The sequence below is a fragment of the Diaphorobacter ruginosibacter genome, assembly GCF_014395975.1.
GTDB lineage: Bacteria > Pseudomonadota > Gammaproteobacteria > Burkholderiales > Burkholderiaceae_C > Diaphorobacter_A > Diaphorobacter_A ruginosibacter.
The window spans coordinates 2,799,583-2,814,893 of sequence record NZ_CP060714.1; the positions used below are offsets into that span (position 1 = coordinate 2,799,583).

General features: G+C 65.5%; 14 protein-coding genes. 6 read left to right on the forward strand and 8 right to left on the reverse strand.

Annotated features, from left to right (window positions below):
• Positions 1-8 precede the first annotated feature (8 nt).
• Both H9K76_RS12630 and H9K76_RS12635 read left to right on the forward strand, forming a co-directional pair.
• Positions 9-1,283 (forward strand): acyl-CoA dehydrogenase family protein, encoded by a 1,275-nt coding sequence (locus H9K76_RS12630; RefSeq protein ID WP_187595783.1) that lies wholly within the window; start codon positions 9-11, stop codon positions 1,281-1,283.
• Between the two features lie 47 nt (positions 1,284-1,330).
• Entirely contained in the window at positions 1,331-1,981 is a 651-nt protein-coding gene (locus tag H9K76_RS12635) for a trimeric intracellular cation channel family protein (RefSeq protein WP_187600620.1), read from the forward strand.
• A gap of 115 nt (positions 1,982-2,096) precedes the next feature.
• On the opposite strand, the gene H9K76_RS12640 is transcribed toward H9K76_RS12635, so the two are convergent.
• Entirely contained in the window at positions 2,097-2,912 is an 816-nt protein-coding gene (locus tag H9K76_RS12640) for an HDOD domain-containing protein (protein WP_425489578.1), read from the reverse strand.
• Between the two features lie 773 nt (positions 2,913-3,685).
• Complete coding sequence (locus tag H9K76_RS12645) at positions 3,686-6,037, reverse strand: Tex family protein (RefSeq protein WP_187595784.1); 2,352 nt, start codon at positions 6,035-6,037, stop codon at positions 3,686-3,688.
• A gap of 235 nt (positions 6,038-6,272) precedes the next feature.
• Between H9K76_RS12645 and H9K76_RS12650 the strand changes: the two genes are divergently transcribed.
• From H9K76_RS12650 to H9K76_RS12660, 3 genes are all read left to right on the forward strand, one after another.
• The gene (locus tag H9K76_RS12650) at positions 6,273-6,671 is read left to right on the forward strand and encodes a hypothetical protein (RefSeq protein WP_187595785.1); all 399 of its coding nucleotides are present in this window, start codon (positions 6,273-6,275) and stop codon (positions 6,669-6,671) included.
• A gap of 62 nt (positions 6,672-6,733) precedes the next feature.
• On the forward strand, positions 6,734-7,849 hold the full coding sequence (locus tag H9K76_RS12655) for a DUF72 domain-containing protein (RefSeq protein WP_425489704.1): 1,116 nt from the start codon (positions 6,734-6,736) through the stop codon (positions 7,847-7,849).
• Between the two features lie 105 nt (positions 7,850-7,954).
• Positions 7,955-9,058, forward strand: coding sequence for an ornithine cyclodeaminase (locus H9K76_RS12660; protein ID WP_187595787.1), 1,104 nt, complete (start codon positions 7,955-7,957; stop codon positions 9,056-9,058).
• On the opposite strand, the gene H9K76_RS12665 is transcribed toward H9K76_RS12660, so the two are convergent.
• The 6 genes from H9K76_RS12665 to H9K76_RS12690 all read right to left on the reverse strand — a co-directional run bounded on the left by H9K76_RS12665 (position 9,030) and on the right by H9K76_RS12690 (position 14,066).
• Entirely contained in the window at positions 9,030-10,472 is a 1,443-nt protein-coding gene (locus H9K76_RS12665) for an MFS transporter (protein WP_187595788.1), read from the reverse strand. The genes H9K76_RS12660 and H9K76_RS12665 overlap by 29 nt on opposite strands.
• 218 nt (positions 10,473-10,690) lie before the next feature.
• Positions 10,691-11,200 carry a methylated-DNA--[protein]-cysteine S-methyltransferase gene (locus H9K76_RS12670; protein ID WP_187595789.1) on the reverse strand — a complete coding sequence of 170 codons (510 nt, stop codon included), beginning with the start codon at positions 11,198-11,200 and terminating at the stop codon, positions 10,691-10,693.
• Positions 11,201-11,289: 89 nt separating this feature from the next.
• A complete protein-coding gene (locus H9K76_RS12675; RefSeq protein WP_187595790.1) occupies positions 11,290-12,198 on the reverse strand; it encodes an SDR family oxidoreductase in 909 nt (302 codons plus the stop codon).
• Between the two features lie 66 nt (positions 12,199-12,264).
• Positions 12,265-12,741 carry a GNAT family N-acetyltransferase gene (locus H9K76_RS12680; protein ID WP_187595791.1) on the reverse strand — a complete coding sequence of 159 codons (477 nt, stop codon included), beginning with the start codon at positions 12,739-12,741 and terminating at the stop codon, positions 12,265-12,267.
• 16 nt (positions 12,742-12,757) lie between these two features.
• Complete coding sequence (locus H9K76_RS12685) at positions 12,758-13,180, reverse strand: PaaI family thioesterase (RefSeq protein ID WP_187595792.1); 423 nt, start codon at positions 13,178-13,180, stop codon at positions 12,758-12,760.
• Between the two features lie 94 nt (positions 13,181-13,274).
• Positions 13,275-14,066 carry an SDR family oxidoreductase gene (locus H9K76_RS12690; RefSeq protein ID WP_187595793.1) on the reverse strand — a complete coding sequence of 264 codons (792 nt, stop codon included), beginning with the start codon at positions 14,064-14,066 and terminating at the stop codon, positions 13,275-13,277.
• A 227-nt stretch (positions 14,067-14,293) separates the two neighbouring features.
• Here H9K76_RS12690 and H9K76_RS12695 point away from each other — a divergent pair, with 227 nt between their 5' ends.
• On the forward strand, positions 14,294-15,247 hold the full coding sequence (locus H9K76_RS12695) for a Dyp-type peroxidase (protein WP_187595794.1): 954 nt from the start codon (positions 14,294-14,296) through the stop codon (positions 15,245-15,247).
• The last annotated feature ends 64 nt before the right edge of the window (positions 15,248-15,311 follow it).

The window sequence follows — 15,311 nt, forward strand, 5'->3', positions numbered from 1 at the left end:
AGGATTTCATGGACTTCGACTATTCGCCCAAGACCAAGGCGCTGCAGGCACGCGTGCTGCAGTTCATGGACGAGCACATCTACCCCGCCGAAGCCGAATACGCGCGCGAGCTCGCGGCCCATACCGCCGCCGGCAGGCGCTGGACTCCGCTGCCGGTGATCGAACGTCTCAAGCAGCAGGCGCGGGAGGCCGGCCTGTGGAACCTGTTCCTTCCGCAGGACACCGCCGAGATTGCGGGCTACCAGGGCGCGGGACTGACCAACCAGGAATACGCCCCGCTCTCCGAGATCATGGGCCGCGTGCCCTGGGCGAGCGAGGTGTTCAACTGCTCCGCGCCTGACACCGGCAACATGGAGACCATCGCGCGCTACGGCAGCGAGGAATTGAAGGCCCGCTGGCTCAAGCCCCTGCTCGAAGGCGAGATCCGCTCCGCCTTCGCGATGACGGAACCCGAGGTGGCATCGTCCGACGCCACCAACATCTGCACGCGCATCACGCGCGATGGCGACGACTATGTCATCAACGGCCACAAGTGGTGGATCTCGGGTGCGGCCGACCCACGCTGCAAGGTCTTCATCGTCATGGGCAAGACCGATCCCGAAGCACCCAGGCACTCCCAGCAGAGCATGATCGTGGTGCCGGCCGACACCCCGGGCATCCGGATCGTGCGCCCCCTCACGGTGTTCGGATACGACGATGCCCCGCACGGCCACGTCGAGATGTTCTTCGAGAACGTGCGCGTGCCGGCCAGCAACATCCTGCTCGGCGAAGGCCGTGGCTTCGAGATCGCCCAGGGCCGCCTCGGCCCGGGACGCATCCACCACTGCATGCGTACCATCGGGCTGGCAGAACGCGCGCTCGAACTGATGTGCAAGCGCACGAGCGAGCGCGTGGCCTTCGGCAAGCCGATCGCTGCGCAGACCGTCACGCAGGAGCGCATCGCCGAGGCACGCTGCAAGATCGACATGGCGCGGCTGCTCACGCTCAAGGCGGCATGGCTCATGGACACCGCGGGCAACAAGGTCGCCCGCACCGAGATCGCAATGATCAAGGTGGTCGCGCCGAAGATGGCCTGCGAAGTCATCGACTGGGCCATCCAGGCCCACGGCGGCGGCGGCATGAGCGATGATTTCCCGCTTGCCTATGCCTACACGCTGGTGCGCACACTGCGCTTTGCCGATGGCCCGGACGAAGTGCACCGCAATGCCATCGCGAAATGGGAGCTGGGCAAGCACGGCAGCTACGGCCGCCACGCGGAGACACCGGTCACGCGCGGCAGCTGATACGGCGGTAGCGCCGCAGAGGCCGTTTGCAGTCACAATGCACGGCCATGCCCATCGACACGCCCCAGCTTCTCGATACCGCGCGCCAGATCATCGAAATTTCGGCGACCATCGCGTTCGCGCTTTCGGGCGTGCTCAAGGCGGCGCATAAGAAGCTGGACGTCGTGGGGGTCTGCGTGCTGGCCTTCATCGCAGCCTTCGGGGGCGGCACGCTGCGCGACCTGCTGCTGGACAACCGCCCGTTCTTCTGGGCCAGCCATGACTACCTGGTCTGGGCCGTCCTGTTCATGAGCCTGCTGGCCATCAGTTTCTTGCGGCGCAAGCACTTTCAGATCACCGAGCGCGCCATGCTCTGGCCCGACATGCTGGGACTGGGACTCTTCACCGCGGTCGGCGTGGACCTTGCCGCTGAGCTGGGCATGTCTCCGCTGATCAGCGTGATGATGGGCGTGGTGACCGGCGTGTTCGGCGGCGTGCTGCGCGACGTGCTCTGCGGCGAGATCCCGCAGGCCTTCAGGGATCACCAGCCCTATGCCGTCTGCGCCTTCGCGGGAGGCGGTGCCGATCTGCTGCTGCGGCAATTCGACGCGGTGCACGAGACCGCCCCGCTGCTCGCGTGCGTGGTGGTCACGGCAGGGTTGCGTGCGCTGGCGATGTGGCGGCAGTGGCGCATTCCCTCCTGGCGCATGGAGGATTGAGGGCCGCCGCTCACAGCGGCTGCACCCTGGAGAGGTCGGGCTGGTCCAGCCACTCGGAGAATTCCTCCGCCAGCCCGTAGGTCGCACGGATGCGCAATCAAGGCACGTTGCTGCGTCATTCGTCGTCCTGGCTGGGCTTCCAGTTGATCGGGTCCTGCTGCAGCACGGTATCGATGTCGAGGCCCAGCGTCATGCCGACCTCCCCCGGATAGGTCACCGCCAATTCGCGCTCGTTGAGCTGGGCTTCACGCGCGCGCGAACGCCAGACCGCCAAGTGCAGCACGGCGGCGAGCGGCTCGTACGAGTCGTTGTCGAGCGGATTGGCCTGGTAGCACAGCGCCTCCACCAGAATCTGCGGAAGCTGCCAGCGCTTGACGAGGCCGGCACCCACCTGCGCATAGCTGAAGCCGAACAGCCGGGTTTCGAATTCAGCGCGCGTCAGCGCGAACGTGCCGCTGAGCGCATTGAGGCTGTGGATCCGGTCGGCCTCGCTGCGGTGGATCACCAGTTCGCCCACCGCATGCAGCAGGCCCGCCGTATAGGCGACCATGGGGTTGAGATAGACAATGCCCGCAAGCGAGCGTGCAAGGCGCGCGGTATTGAGGCTGTAGCGCCAGAACTGCTGCAGGTTCATTCCCGGAACCGCACGCGATGCCGTGCCCACGGGCGCCGCGGTCACCACTTCGCGCAATACCGGAAGAGGCAGCAGTGCCAGTGCCTCGGGCACACCGAACACCATGCGGTGGGCACCGTGGCGCGCATCGTTCGCCTTCTGCAGAAGTATCGAGGTCAGCCCCGGGTCGCTGCCGAACAACTGGCTCAACCGTGCCATCTGCGGCTGCGGCGCGACCAGCTCGCTCATCAGGAGCGCCACCGTGCGCGGAAGACTTGGCACTACCAGCGATTGATCCTGCATCTCGGGAACCGACACCCAACCTCCTCCCATTCATATGGATGGGGTCGATTATCCACAGCGGTGCTCACCTCAACGGGAATTTCTCACAGGTGTTCACAAGATGCAACGCCCTTGCACCTGCCTCCCCGTGCAGGGGCAATGACCGTGAAATAAGCCCCAAGCGAAGTTGAAGGCGGGTAAAGAGGTTCTGACTGCGTGCGGTCTGCTATGAGGTGGGGCTGGTTCGGCTTCTGCTTTCTATGTTTGAGGGTGGAGGCCGGGACTGCCCCCGGCGGGGCAGTAACTTTTTGGTCTTGCCCAAAAAGTCACCAAAAATGCGCTTTGAATGCGGGGGCACGCGGTAAAACTCACTTCGCGCTGCGCGCTCCGCTCAGACAGCCACCGCGAGTCAGTTGGGAAGAAGTGTGTACGGCACATTGCTTCGCTCGTGCCGGGCTCGCCCGACTTCGGGCGAGCTGACTGCACCCACTTTGAACCGCTGGGGTGAATTGTTCACTGAGCATCTCGCGAAGTCGCGAGATGCCAAAGCACGAGCGCAGCGACGTGCCGAATGCCCCTCCCCCTAATCTGACTCACGGCGGCTGTCTGAACGGAGTGACGAAGGAACGAAGAGAGTTCTGCCGTGGGTATTGAAACGCCTTTTTGGTGACTTTTTGCGCGCGCAAAAAGTGACTGCCCCGCCGGGGGCACTCCCGGCCTCTGTCCTAAAAAAGACCTTGGGAACAAAAAGCCGCCCCGAGCGCAATGGAAGGCTTTGTTCCATTCCGCCCCAGAGCGTGCTTGCGATCTCAGCGTTTGATCTGCTGCAGTTTTGCAAAGGCCGAGGCCATCGCCGACTGCGGTGCAGGATCGTTGCGGCGCTGGGGTTGAGCGTAGCCACGGCCGGCACCTTCAAAGCGGTTGTCGCGCGGACCGTCACGGCGCGCGGGCGCGGCGTCGAGCTTCATGGTCAGGCTGATGCGGCTGCGCGAGACGTCGACCTCGAGCACCTTCACCTTGACGATGTCGCCCGTCTTGACGACTTCGCGTGCATCGTTCACGAATTTGTGGCTCAGCTGGCTCACATGCACCAGGCCGTCCTGGTGCACGCCCAGGTCGACGAATGCGCCGAACTGCGCCACGTTGCTCACGGTGCCCTCGAGGATCATGCCCTCCTTGAGATCCTTGATGTCCTCGACACCCTCGTTGAAGCGCGCCACCTTGAAGTCGGGGCGCGGGTCGCGGCCGGGCTTCTCGAGCTCGCCGAGGATGTCCTTCACCGTGATCACGCCGAACTTCTCGTTGGCGAACAGTTCGGGCTTGAGCGTCTTGAGCATCTCGGCGCGGCCCATGATCTCGCCCACGGGCTTGCCGGTCTTCTCGATGATCTGCTCCACCACGGAGTATGTTTCGGGGTGAACACCGGTCATGTCGAGCGGATTCTCGCCGTCGCGGATGCGCAGGAAGCCTGCAGACTGCTCGAACGTCTTGGCACCCAGGCCGCTCACCTCCATGAGCTGCTTGCGGCTCTTGAATGCGCCGTTGGCTTCGCGCCAGCGCACGACCGACTTGGCCACGCTGGACGACAGGCCCGACACGCGCGAGAGCAGCGGGATGCTGGCGGTGTTCAGGTCGACGCCCACCGAGTTCACGCAGTCCTCGACCACGGCATCGAGCGTGCGTGCGAGCTCGCTCTGGTTCACGTCGTGCTGGTACTGGCCCACGCCGATGCTCTTGGGCTCGATCTTCACAAGCTCCGCGAGCGGATCCTGCAGGCGCCGCGCGATCGAGGCGGCACCGCGCAGGCTCACATCCACGTCGGGCATTTCCTGCGATGCGTATTCGCTGGCGGAGTACACCGAGGCGCCCGCCTCGCTCACCACCACCTTCTCGATATGCCTGTCGGCCTTCGCCGCCATCTTGATCAGGTCGGCAGCCAGCTTGTCGGTTTCCCGACTGGCCGTGCCATTGCCGATGGCGATCAGGTTCACACCGTGCTTTTCCACCAGCTTGGCCAGCGTGTGCAGTGAGCCGTCCCAATCCTTGCGTGGCTCGTGCGGGTACACCGTGGCCGTATCGACCAGCTTGCCCGTGGAATCCACCACCGCCACCTTCACGCCGGTGCGAATGCCCGGGTCGAGGCCCATCACCGTGCGCGAGCCGGCCGGCGCCGCCAGCAGCAGGTCGCGCAGGTTGTCGGCGAACACCTTGATCGCCACCTTCTCGGCGTCCTCGCGCAGGCGCGAGAACAGGTCGCGCTCGGTGGAGAGGCTCAGCTTCACACGCCAGGTCCAGGCGACGCACTTGCGGATCAGGTCATCCGACTTGCGCGCCGAGTGGCTCCACTGCAGGTGGTTGGCGATGCGGCCCTCCGCGATGCTCGGCTTGCCCGGTTCCGGCTCGACCGGCAGCACCAGCTTGGCTTCGAGGATCTCGAGTGCACGGCCGCGGAACACGGCCAGCGCCCGGTGCGAAGGCACGCGGCCGATGGGCTCGTCATATTCAAAGTAGTCGCGGAACTTCGCGACCTCAGGATCGTTCTCGTTCTTGGATTCGACCTTCTTGCTGCGCAGCAGCCCCTCGGACCACAGCCACTCGCGCATGGCCTGGACCAGGACCGCGTCCTCGGCCCAGCGCTCCGAGAGGATGTCGCGCACGCCGTCCAGCACGGCGAACGTGGTCGAGAAATCGGCACCGGGTTTGCCATCGGGCAGCACCTCGGGCTCGCGCAGGAACGCCTGGGCCTCCTCGTGCGGATCCAGCGCGGGATCGGCGAATAGCTTGTCGGCCAGCGGCTCGATGCCGAACTCCTTGGCAATCTGCCCCTTGGTGCGACGCTTCTGCTTGAACGGCAGATAGATGTCTTCCAGTTCCTGCTTGGTGGGCGCGGCAGCGATCGCTGCACGCAGTGCGTCGGTCAGCTTGCCCTGCTCGTCGATCGCCTTGAGCACGGCGGCACGGCGGTCGTCCAGTTCGCGCAGGTACGAGAGGCGGGCTTCGAGCTCCCGCAACTGGATGTCGTCCAGGCCTCCCGTCACTTCCTTGCGGTAGCGGGCGATGAAAGGGACAGTGGCCCCTCCATCCAGCAGCTCGACGGCTGCACGCACCTGGGATTCTGAAATTTTGATTTCTGCGGCCAACTGCCGAATGATCTGCTGCATGAACTCACTGGCTCGCCAAGGCGGCGATTCAACTTACGCGAAGCGGCAGAGTTTGCCACACGTGGGCCGGGCGCCCGGGCGGGCGAATGTCAGAAATCGTACATCCCGCGCCGCACATCGCTGTATAAGCCTGCATCCGGCACCGCCACACGGTATTTCGGCTGTAATACGATGGAGCGCACCCGAACGACGAACGAATCCAGGAATCCGGTCCTGCTCCCCCTTTTTGCACACCATGAGCTCCGCGCCCTTTCCCATCCGCACAGAATGCCCACCGGGCGCGTGTGTCTGCGGCAGGGACGCCTTGTTGCAGTCGCCCGGGGCCGACCTGCGCATTCTGCGGCTCACCCGCGAGGAGGAAAAGCGGCTGGTGCAGCGGCTTGAGAACCTGGCGTCGCTCGATGACCTGCGCCACCTGCAGGACCTGCTGCGGCGGCAACTGGGCATCGAACTGACGATCAGCCTCGGGCCCCACGAGGTGCGCAGCCTGCGCGGCATCGCCATCCTCGTGAACGAACAGCCCGGCCTGTGCAAGAAGACACGCCAGAACATTCCCGCAGCCATCAAGAAGAGCATGGAGCTACATCCCGAAATCGCCTACGACCTGCTCGATGAAGGCGGTCTGTTTGCATAAGTTAGTCAATGAGTAGTCAGCCCATGAACAAGGAAATCAGCGAGGACGTGCAGGACGAACCCGTGCAGGACGATCTTTTCGGCGCGCCGCCCACGCCTCCGTCCCGGCCGACGGCGAAATCGCTGGTATCCGCTGCAGACGAGGCAGACGCCAACCCGGATTCGGTCGATGACAAGACCTCTTCAAAGCCCTCGCGCCGCGCCGGACTGCAACCCTTCGACTGGAAGCCAGAGCTACGGGCACTGGGTGCCGCACTGCCTCCCAACGTGCGCCTGGGCACATCATCATGGAGCTACCCCGGGTGGACGGGCCTCGTGTGGGAATCGAGCGCTTCGGAGCAGACACTCTCGCGCAAGGGATTGCCGGTCTATTCACAGCATCCGCTGCTGCGCACCGTGAGCATCGACCGCAGCTTCTACCGCCCGCTGACGGCCAGTGACTACGCACGGTATGCGGCGCAGGTTCCACCCGAATTCCGCTTCATGGTGAAGGCCCCCAGCCTGATCACCGATGCGCTGGTGCGCAGCGACGACGGACGCGGCAAGGAGCCCAATCCCGCGTTCCTGAGCCCCGAACTGGCACTGCAGGAATTCGTGGCCCCGGCGCTCGAAGGCCTGGGCCGCACCCTGGGCGCGCTGGTCTTCCAGCTCTCGCCGCTGCCCTGGAACATGCTCGAACGCCTGCCCGAAACCATCGAGCGGCTGGGCCGCATGCTGAGCGCCCTGCCCACCCTTGCGCCGCTGGCGCCGGACGGCGTGATCGCCGTCGAGGTGCGCGACCCGCAATGGCTGGCGCCCGACATGCTGCCGCTGTTCGCCAGCGCCCTGCGCGAAGGCCATGCCACCTACTGCGTGGGCCTGCATGCCAAGATGCCGCCGCTCTCGGAACAGCTGAAACTGCTGCGCAAGCTCTGGCCCGGTCCGCTCGTATGCCGCTGGAACCTTCACCCCATCCACGGCCCCTACGGCTATGCAGATGCGGAAAAGCTCTATTCGCCCTATGACCGCATCCACCATCCCGAGCCCGAGCTGCACGCGGAACTCGCCCGGCTGATCCAGACCTTCGCATCGCACGGCCAGAACGTCTACGTGGCGATCAGCAATCATGCGGAAGGCTGCGCGCCTCTGTCGGTACAGTCGCTGGCCACCCGCATCGACGCGCTGCAGCCGCCACGCTGAGGCCGCGCTCCCGTCCAGCTCCACCGCGCCACGGCCCGGCCGGTCTTGACGAGCAGGCACATTGCGAGGAAGCTCCGTTTGCATGGACATCGATTGGAGCCCATCATGTCTTCCACTCCCCTGCCCCGGCCCACGGTTCGCACGGAGTTCCTGAGCGCCGGCAACGCGGCGCGGCTGGTCTCCCGGACCGGCGTGATCGAATGCCTGCGTCGGATGGCCGACGCCATCGAGGCGGACTTCTCCCGCTGGCGGGACTTTGACAAGTCCGCACGCATCGCGGCCCATTCGCCCAGCGGCGTGATCGAGCTGATGCCCGTGGCCGACGCCGATGACTATGCCTTCAAGTACGTCAACGGCCATCCCGTCAACACGCGGCACGGCCTGCCCACCGTGATGGCCTTCGGCGCGCTCGCGGACGTGGCGACCGGAGCCCCGCGCTTCCTGAGCGAGCTCACGCTGACCACGGCCCTGCGCACCGCCGCCACGTCGCTGGTGGCGGCACGGCGGCTTGCAAGGAGCGACAGCACCTGCATGGCGCTCATCGGCAATGGTTCGCAGAGTGAGTTCCAGGCGCTGGCCTTCATCGGCCTGCTTGGAATCAGGGAGTTGCGCCTGTTCGACACCGATCCGGCCGCCACGGCCAAGCTGATGCGCAACATCGCCCCATGGGCGGAGTCCTGTGGCGCGGAGATCAGGGACTGCCCGTCCGTGCATGAAGCGGTGCGCGGCGCGGATGTGGTCACGACCCTCACGGCCCACAAGTCGCGTGCCACGGTCTTCAACGCCAGCATGCTCGCGCCCGGCATGCACATCAATGCCGTTGGCGGCGACTGCCCTGGCAAGACGGAACTCACGGCCGCCGTGCTCAAGCGCAGCTCCGTGTTCGTCGAGTATGAACCGCAGACCCGTATCGAAGGCGAACTGCAGCAGATGCCGCCCGACTTTCCGGTGACCGAACTCTGGGAGGTCATTGCCGGGCATGCGCAAGGCAGGACGTCACACCGTCAGGTCACGCTGTTCGACTCGGTGGGGTTCGCGCTCGAGGATTACTCCGCGCTGCGCACCATGCAGGGGCTGGCGCGCAGCGCGGACCTGCTCGAGACCATCGACCTGATTCCCGAACTGCACGATCCCAAGGACTTGTTCGCCATGGTGCGCAACGCGCAAGAGAACGTGCGGGTCAGTGCCCCGCTGCGCCGTCGCGCTTGATACCGCGCTGGATACGAAGTGTGCTGCAGATGCCGGACAGCACTGCACTGAAAGCGCCCAGACACAGCGCCACGCGCTCCGAGAAACCATCGTGTGCCGGCCAGAGCGCGAAGATCGCCGCCAGCAGGACGGCACCCAGCGTCTGCCCCGTCAGGCGCGCCGAACCCAGCATGCCGCTGGCCGCACCGCTGCGGTTCAACGGTGCCGAGGTCACGATGGTGTGGTTGTTCGGCGACTGGAACAGGCCGAAGCCGGCGCCGCACAATGCCATGCGCCAGGCCACGTTCCAGTCCGCCGGCTGCGATGGCAGCAGGCCAAGCGACAGCAGGCCCAGGGCAAACATGGCCATGCCGATGCCGCCCAGCATGCCATCATGGAAACGCCCTATCAGTCGCCCTGCGATCGGCGCTGCCACCACGGTGGCCAGCGGCCACGCCGTGATCAGCAGGCCTGCCTTCAGGTGGCCGTAGCCCAGCACCTCAAGCAGCAGGTACGGCATGGCCAGAAACCCCAGCATCTGCGCACAGAAAGCACCGATGGACGCTCCCATGGACAGGCGGAACACCGGAATGCGCAACAGGTCGACCGGGAACATGGGCGCGGTCAGGTTCCACTGCCTGCGCACGTACAGGGCCCCCACGATCACGCCCGCCATCAGGAAGACCGCGCCGAGCATGGGCGAGTTGTGCTCGCTGCCGGTACGCACGCCCAATTGCTCGCCGCCCAGGAACAGCAGCGTGAACATGGCAACGTTCAGGATCACGTCGAGAACAGAGAAGCGTGGACCCGCCGTCTCTGCGGGCGGATTGGAGGGCAGCGCACGCTTGCCCAGCCAGAACACGAAAAGGCCCAGCGGCAGGTTGATCGCAAACAGCCACGGCCAGGAGGCCACCGAGAGAATCGCCGCGGCGATCGAAGGGCCCGCCATCGACGACGTGGCCACCACCACGGAATTGAGCGCCATGCCCCGGCCCAGCCCGGCACGCGGATAGGTCAGCCGCACCAGTGCGGCGTTCACGCTCATCACGCCCGCCGCGCCAAGGCCCTGCAGCGCGCGTGCGAAGATCAGCGTCTCGATGCTGCGCGCCAGCATCGCGCCCACGGACGCCAGCGCAAACAGCGCCATGCCCACCAGGTACACGCGTCGATAGCCGAGCTTGTCGCCCAGCGCAGCCAATGGAAGCAACAGCACCAGTGTGGCAAGCTGATAGGCGTTGACCACCCAGACCGCCTGCGCCGCGCTCACCTGCAGCTCGCGTCCGATATCGGGCAAGGCCAGGTTCACGATACTCGAATCCAGCACCGACAGCGCAATGCCAAGGATGATGACCAGCATCGAATAGCGCCGCTGCGGCATCGGCAGGCCATCGGCCTCCACGGGCACTGCCGCATCCATGCGGGCTGCATCGGTCATCCAGTCGTCCTTTATTTTTTTGGAGCAGGTTGGGTGCGCCAGCCGGGAACGGCCACATCCATGCTCAGCAACATGGTTGACGATTCTAGGGAAAACCGTGCACTGCAGCAGGCGCCCGCGAAACAGCCGACTGAACGCCATGGTCTCCCCTGCGCAATCGTTTTTTGCGATGAGAGCGCGCGTGGCCCGCGAGGGAGAGCCTTTGTGGAAAGCCGGGATCAGAACAGCGGCAACGTGCCGCCCGGGCAGGCGCCCTCGATTTCGAGCATGCGCATCTTCTGCATGGCACCGCCGTGAGCGGAGAAGCCGCCCGAGCGGTCTCCTGCCGCAAGAATGCGATGGCACGGCACGATGGGCGCGAAGGGATTGGCGCCCAGTGCCTGCCCTACGGCACGGGACAGGTGCACGTCGCCGAGCTCGCGGGCCAGCTCGCCATAGGTGCGTGTCTGCCCGGGGGCAATCGCCCGGGCCAGGGCATAGACACGGCAGGCGAACTCGGGAACGCCGCGCTGGTCCAGCTGGACCTCGAGCAGGTCAAGCGGTTCGCCCTGCAGTAAGGCCTGCGTTCCACGGATGGCCTTCACGACATCATCGGGAGCATCCGCGCCCAGCAGCATGGGCGGGTCTTCGGGCAGGCCATTCAACCCGCGCAGCAGCCTGGCCAGCGTGCGAGCCGAATCCGGCTCCGGCAATTGCACCGCGCAGATACCTGCATCGGACCACGCCATGCCGCACTCACCTATCGCCGTGGCAAAAAGGCGTGCACCCCTCGGAACAGGACGTTCGAGGCGTTCGGGACGGGCGTCTGGAATGCGTTTCACCTGGCAGCGAGCAACTGGGCACGCAACTGCTCTCGCAGCTGCGGCTTCGCGGCAAAGGGATCGCTGGGATTGCGGGTCTGCAGGATGTCTTCCATGCGGGTCTGCACGGATCCGATCGCCTGCGGATGGCTGTAGATGTAGAACTGGTTGGCGGCCACGGCATCGAACACCTTGCGGGCCACCTCCTGCGCGGTGACCTTGCCGCTCGCAACCGCCTTGTCGAGCATCTGCGCGCCCACTTCCTGGCTGCGCGTGGATTGCGCCTGGTTCAACGCGTCCGGGCGGTTGCGCTCGCTGTGGCCGATACCCGTCGGAACGAAGTACGGGCACAGCACGCTCGCGCCGATCTGGTCGGTGACCAGGCTGAGGTCCTGATAGAGCGTCTCCGACAGCGCCACCACGGCGTGCTTGCTGACGTTGTAGACGCCCATGTTCGGCGTGGCCAGCAGCCCGGCCATGCTGGCCGTGTTGACGATGTGGCCCCGCCAGCCGGCGTCGTTGCGCGCGGCTTCGAGCATCATCGGCGTGAACACGCGCACGCCGTGTGCCACGCCGTGCAGATTGACACCCAGCACCCAGTCCCACTCGCGCGCCGAGGTTTCCCAGACCAGCCCTGCAGCGCCGACGCCTGCGTTGTTGAAGACCAGGTGCGGCGCACCGAAGCGCTCCTGCACGGCCGCGCCCAGCGCGTCCATCTCGGCGGCGCTCGATACGTCCACGCGCCGCGCAAGGACCTCGGCACCCAGCTCCTTCATCTCGGCCTCGGCCGCCGCCAGCGCATCGGACTGCACGTCCACCAGCACCAGTTGCATTCCAAGCCGCGCGCCGATGCGGGCACACTCCAGCCCGAAACCGGAGGCGGCTCCGGTCAGCACAGCCGTCTTGCCTGCAAAATTCTCGATCATCTATGAAGTCTCCGTTGGTCTCGCACACTGGCCATATGAATGTGAATATGAATGTGCAACAGCCTCTCAGCCGGCCGTCGGCGTGAACAGCATTTCCACGTGTGGAATGTCATCTTCCAGGTACTCCTCAGAAACCGTCCTGAACCCGTGCTCGGCATACATGCGCTGCAGATGGGCCTGGGCGCTGATGCGCACCGGCTGGCCCGGGAAAAGCCGCGTCACCTGCCGCATGCCCTCGGCGACAAGCTGCCGCCCGATGCCGTGCCCGCGGATCTCGGGAGCACAGGCCACACGGCCGATCGACGCTTCCTCGTATTTGACGGCCGGCCCGAAAAACCTCAGCGTGGCCAGCAATGCCTGCCCGTGCGGCGAGCCGGGGTCGCGCCCCAGCAAGTGCCAGGCGCGCTTGTCGTATTCGTCGGCGTCCTGGTAGGGCCCCTGCTCCAGGATGAAGACACGGCAGCGCAGCGCCAGCGCATCGTGCAGCTCGTGCACCGTGAGTTCATCAAAGGGCTTGCAGCTCCACTGCATCGAAAGTGTCATGGTCAACCTCCGCGTCTCAATCGGTGGCAACCGGGGCAGCTGAAGCACCCTCGAGCTTGCCGCGCGGCACGTAGCGAAATGTGCCCGACGCCGTCGAGCAGAGCGTGCCATGCGAGTCGTACACGCTGCCCTCCACAAAGGCCAGCGTGCGCGTGCGATGCATGCGGCGGGCCTTGGCGACCAGCGGCCCCTTTGCCGGTGCCATGAACGTGGACTTCATCTCGATGGTGACGATGCCGTGCTCGGGCGTGTCGCTGCGCGCCGCGACGGACAGCGCCACGTCGAGCAGGGTCATGGTGGCACCGCCATGGGTCACGCCGTGCGAATTCAGGTGTTCGGGCTGCGGGGTGTAGTGCAGCTCCGATGTACCGTTTTCCATGTGATGCAGCGTGAAGCCCAGATGCTTCACGAAAGGCACGTCAACTTGAAAGCTCAGCAAGATGTTTCTCCGGATTGATGTCTATCTCCCGGTCGAGCATACCCGCTGGGCCAGGCTGCATGGGCGTCACTTGACTTCCTTGCTTCCTTGTCTTTCAGCCACCCAGGATGGAGCTCACGCCGCCGTCCACCGCCATCCACTGGCCCGTGATGTGCTTGCCCGCGTCGCTGGCCAGCAGCAACGCGAGTCCCTTCAGGTCCTCGTCGTCGCCCAGGCGGCGCAGCGGTGCGCCCGCACACATCTTTTCCTCGCCGATCGTGTCGATCAGCACGGTGGCCATCCTGGTGCGGAAGAACCCCGGGCAGATGGTGTTCACCCGCACTCCGCTCGGACCCCATTCGCCGGCCAGCGCACGCGTGAAATTGAGCACCGCCCCCTTGGAGGTGTTGTAGGCAATGGTCTTCATCTCGGTGGGATTGCCGCCCAGTGCAGCGATGGATGCCAGATTGATGATGCTTCCCTTGCCGCGCGGCAACATGCTGCGCTTGCCCACTTCCTGGCTGAGCAGGAAATAGCCACGGACATTCAGGTTCATCACCTTGTCCCATGCAGCAACGGGATGGTCCTCGGCTGGCGCTCCCCAGGTGGCCCCTGCGTTGTTGACCAGGATGTCGATGTCACCCATGCGCTCGAGCGTCTCGCTCACCAGCCGACGGATGTCGCCCTCATCGGCACAGTCGGCTGCGATCCAGCGCGCATCGATGCCCCTGGCCTGCAGATGCGCCGCGGCCTCCTCCAGATCCGATGCCTTGCGCGATGTGAGCATGATGCGGGCACCTGCCTCGCCCAGCGCCTCGGCCATCTGCAGGCCCAGCCCGCGCGAGCCGCCCGTCACCAGCGCGGTCCTGCCCTTGAGATCGAAAAGTTCCTGCACCGTGCGAGACATGGTCTGATTCCTTGCTGAGAATGATGATGGACGGCTGCATTGTCGCGAAGCGCGCGCGCAGCCCGTGTCGCATTGGCGATTGCCCACCACCTGTCCAGAAGCCCGGAACAGCGATGGGACAACGACGGGGCAAGGAGGGATGCGGCTGAAGATGCCTGATCGCCGCGATACGGAAATCCAATCCCCGTTCGGGGTTGCAGAGCCCGCACTCTGGTACTGTTGCACCTATGCAGAACGCCATCCGCACCACCCATTCCACGACCGTCGCCTGCCAGCCGGGCATTCTCCAACCCATTCCCGCCGTTGCGCGGTATGTTTTCTTCCGCATTGCGGAGACAGCGGATGCCGCTTCGCTGCAGGCCTCCCTCACGCGCATGAAATCGCTGGTGGACGGCGAATCGACGGTAGCGGCTCTCGGACCCCAGCTGGTGAACCGGCTCGGCGCCGAAGTGCCCCGCCTGCGCGAGTTTCCGGCCCTGAGCGGCCCCGAGGGCCTGAGCGTTCCCTCCACGCCCGCCACCCTGCTGCTGTGGCTGCGCGGCAGCGACCGCGGCGACCAGGTCAACCGCACGCGTGCGCTCGCCCAGCTGCTGCGGCCCGCATTCGAGGTGGAGCACATCGTCGATGCCTTCCGCCACGGCCCGGTGAACAAGGCCCATGCCCATGACCTCACCGGCTACGAGGATGGCACCGAGAATCCCGAAGGCGAGGAGGCCGAGGCGGCCGCCTTCGTGCAAGGCACCACACCGCAGATGGATGGTTCGAGTTTTCTGGCCAACCAGCGCTGGCTGCATGACTACGAGCAGTTCGAGTCGTTCGGCACGCTCGAGCGCGACCACATCATGGGCCGCCGCCTGAGCGACAACGAGGAACTCGAGGACGCCCCGGAAACCGCGCACGTCAAGCGCACCGCACAGGAGAGCTTCGACCCCGAGGCCTTCGTGCTGCGACGCTCCATGCCCTGGCTGCACAGCGAGGGCGGGCGCGATGCCAGCGGCCTGATGTTCGCAGCATTCGGCTGCTCGCTCGATGCGTTCGAAGTGCAGATGCGCCGCATGGCGGGCCTGGACGACGGGCTGGTGGACGGTCTCTTCCGTTTCTCGCGTCCCCTCACGGGCTCCTACCTGTGGTGCCCGCCCATGCACAATGGACAGCTCCAGCTGGCCCAGATCGGACTGTAAGCCAGTAACGACTGCCCGCAACAGCTGACAGAAACCGCTGCCCGGGCATCCTCGCTCCGTCCCT

Bases quoted from the DNA above. Each gene is read 5' to 3' on its own strand.
- H9K76_RS12630 (WP_187595783.1), top strand. From the start codon at position 9: ATGGACTTCGACTATTCGCCCAAGACCAAGGCGCTGCAGGCACGCGTG.
- H9K76_RS12635 (WP_187600620.1), top strand. From the start codon at position 1,331: ATGCCCATCGACACGCCCCAGCTTCTCGATACCGCGCGCCAGATCATC.
- H9K76_RS12645 (WP_187595784.1), bottom strand. From the start codon at position 6,037: ATGCAGCAGATCATTCGGCAGTTGGCCGCAGAAATCAAAATTTCAGAA.
- H9K76_RS12650 (WP_187595785.1), top strand. From the start codon at position 6,273: ATGAGCTCCGCGCCCTTTCCCATCCGCACAGAATGCCCACCGGGCGCG.
- H9K76_RS12660 (WP_187595787.1), top strand. From the start codon at position 7,955: ATGTCTTCCACTCCCCTGCCCCGGCCCACGGTTCGCACGGAGTTCCTG.
- H9K76_RS12665 (WP_187595788.1), bottom strand. From the start codon at position 10,472: ATGACCGATGCAGCCCGCATGGATGCGGCAGTGCCCGTGGAGGCCGAT.
- H9K76_RS12670 (WP_187595789.1), bottom strand. From the start codon at position 11,200: ATGGCGTGGTCCGATGCAGGTATCTGCGCGGTGCAATTGCCGGAGCCG.
- H9K76_RS12675 (WP_187595790.1), bottom strand. From the start codon at position 12,198: ATGATCGAGAATTTTGCAGGCAAGACGGCTGTGCTGACCGGAGCCGCC.
- H9K76_RS12680 (WP_187595791.1), bottom strand. From the start codon at position 12,741: ATGACACTTTCGATGCAGTGGAGCTGCAAGCCCTTTGATGAACTCACG.
- H9K76_RS12690 (WP_187595793.1), bottom strand. From the start codon at position 14,066: ATGTCTCGCACGGTGCAGGAACTTTTCGATCTCAAGGGCAGGACCGCG.
- H9K76_RS12695 (WP_187595794.1), top strand. From the start codon at position 14,294: ATGCAGAACGCCATCCGCACCACCCATTCCACGACCGTCGCCTGCCAG.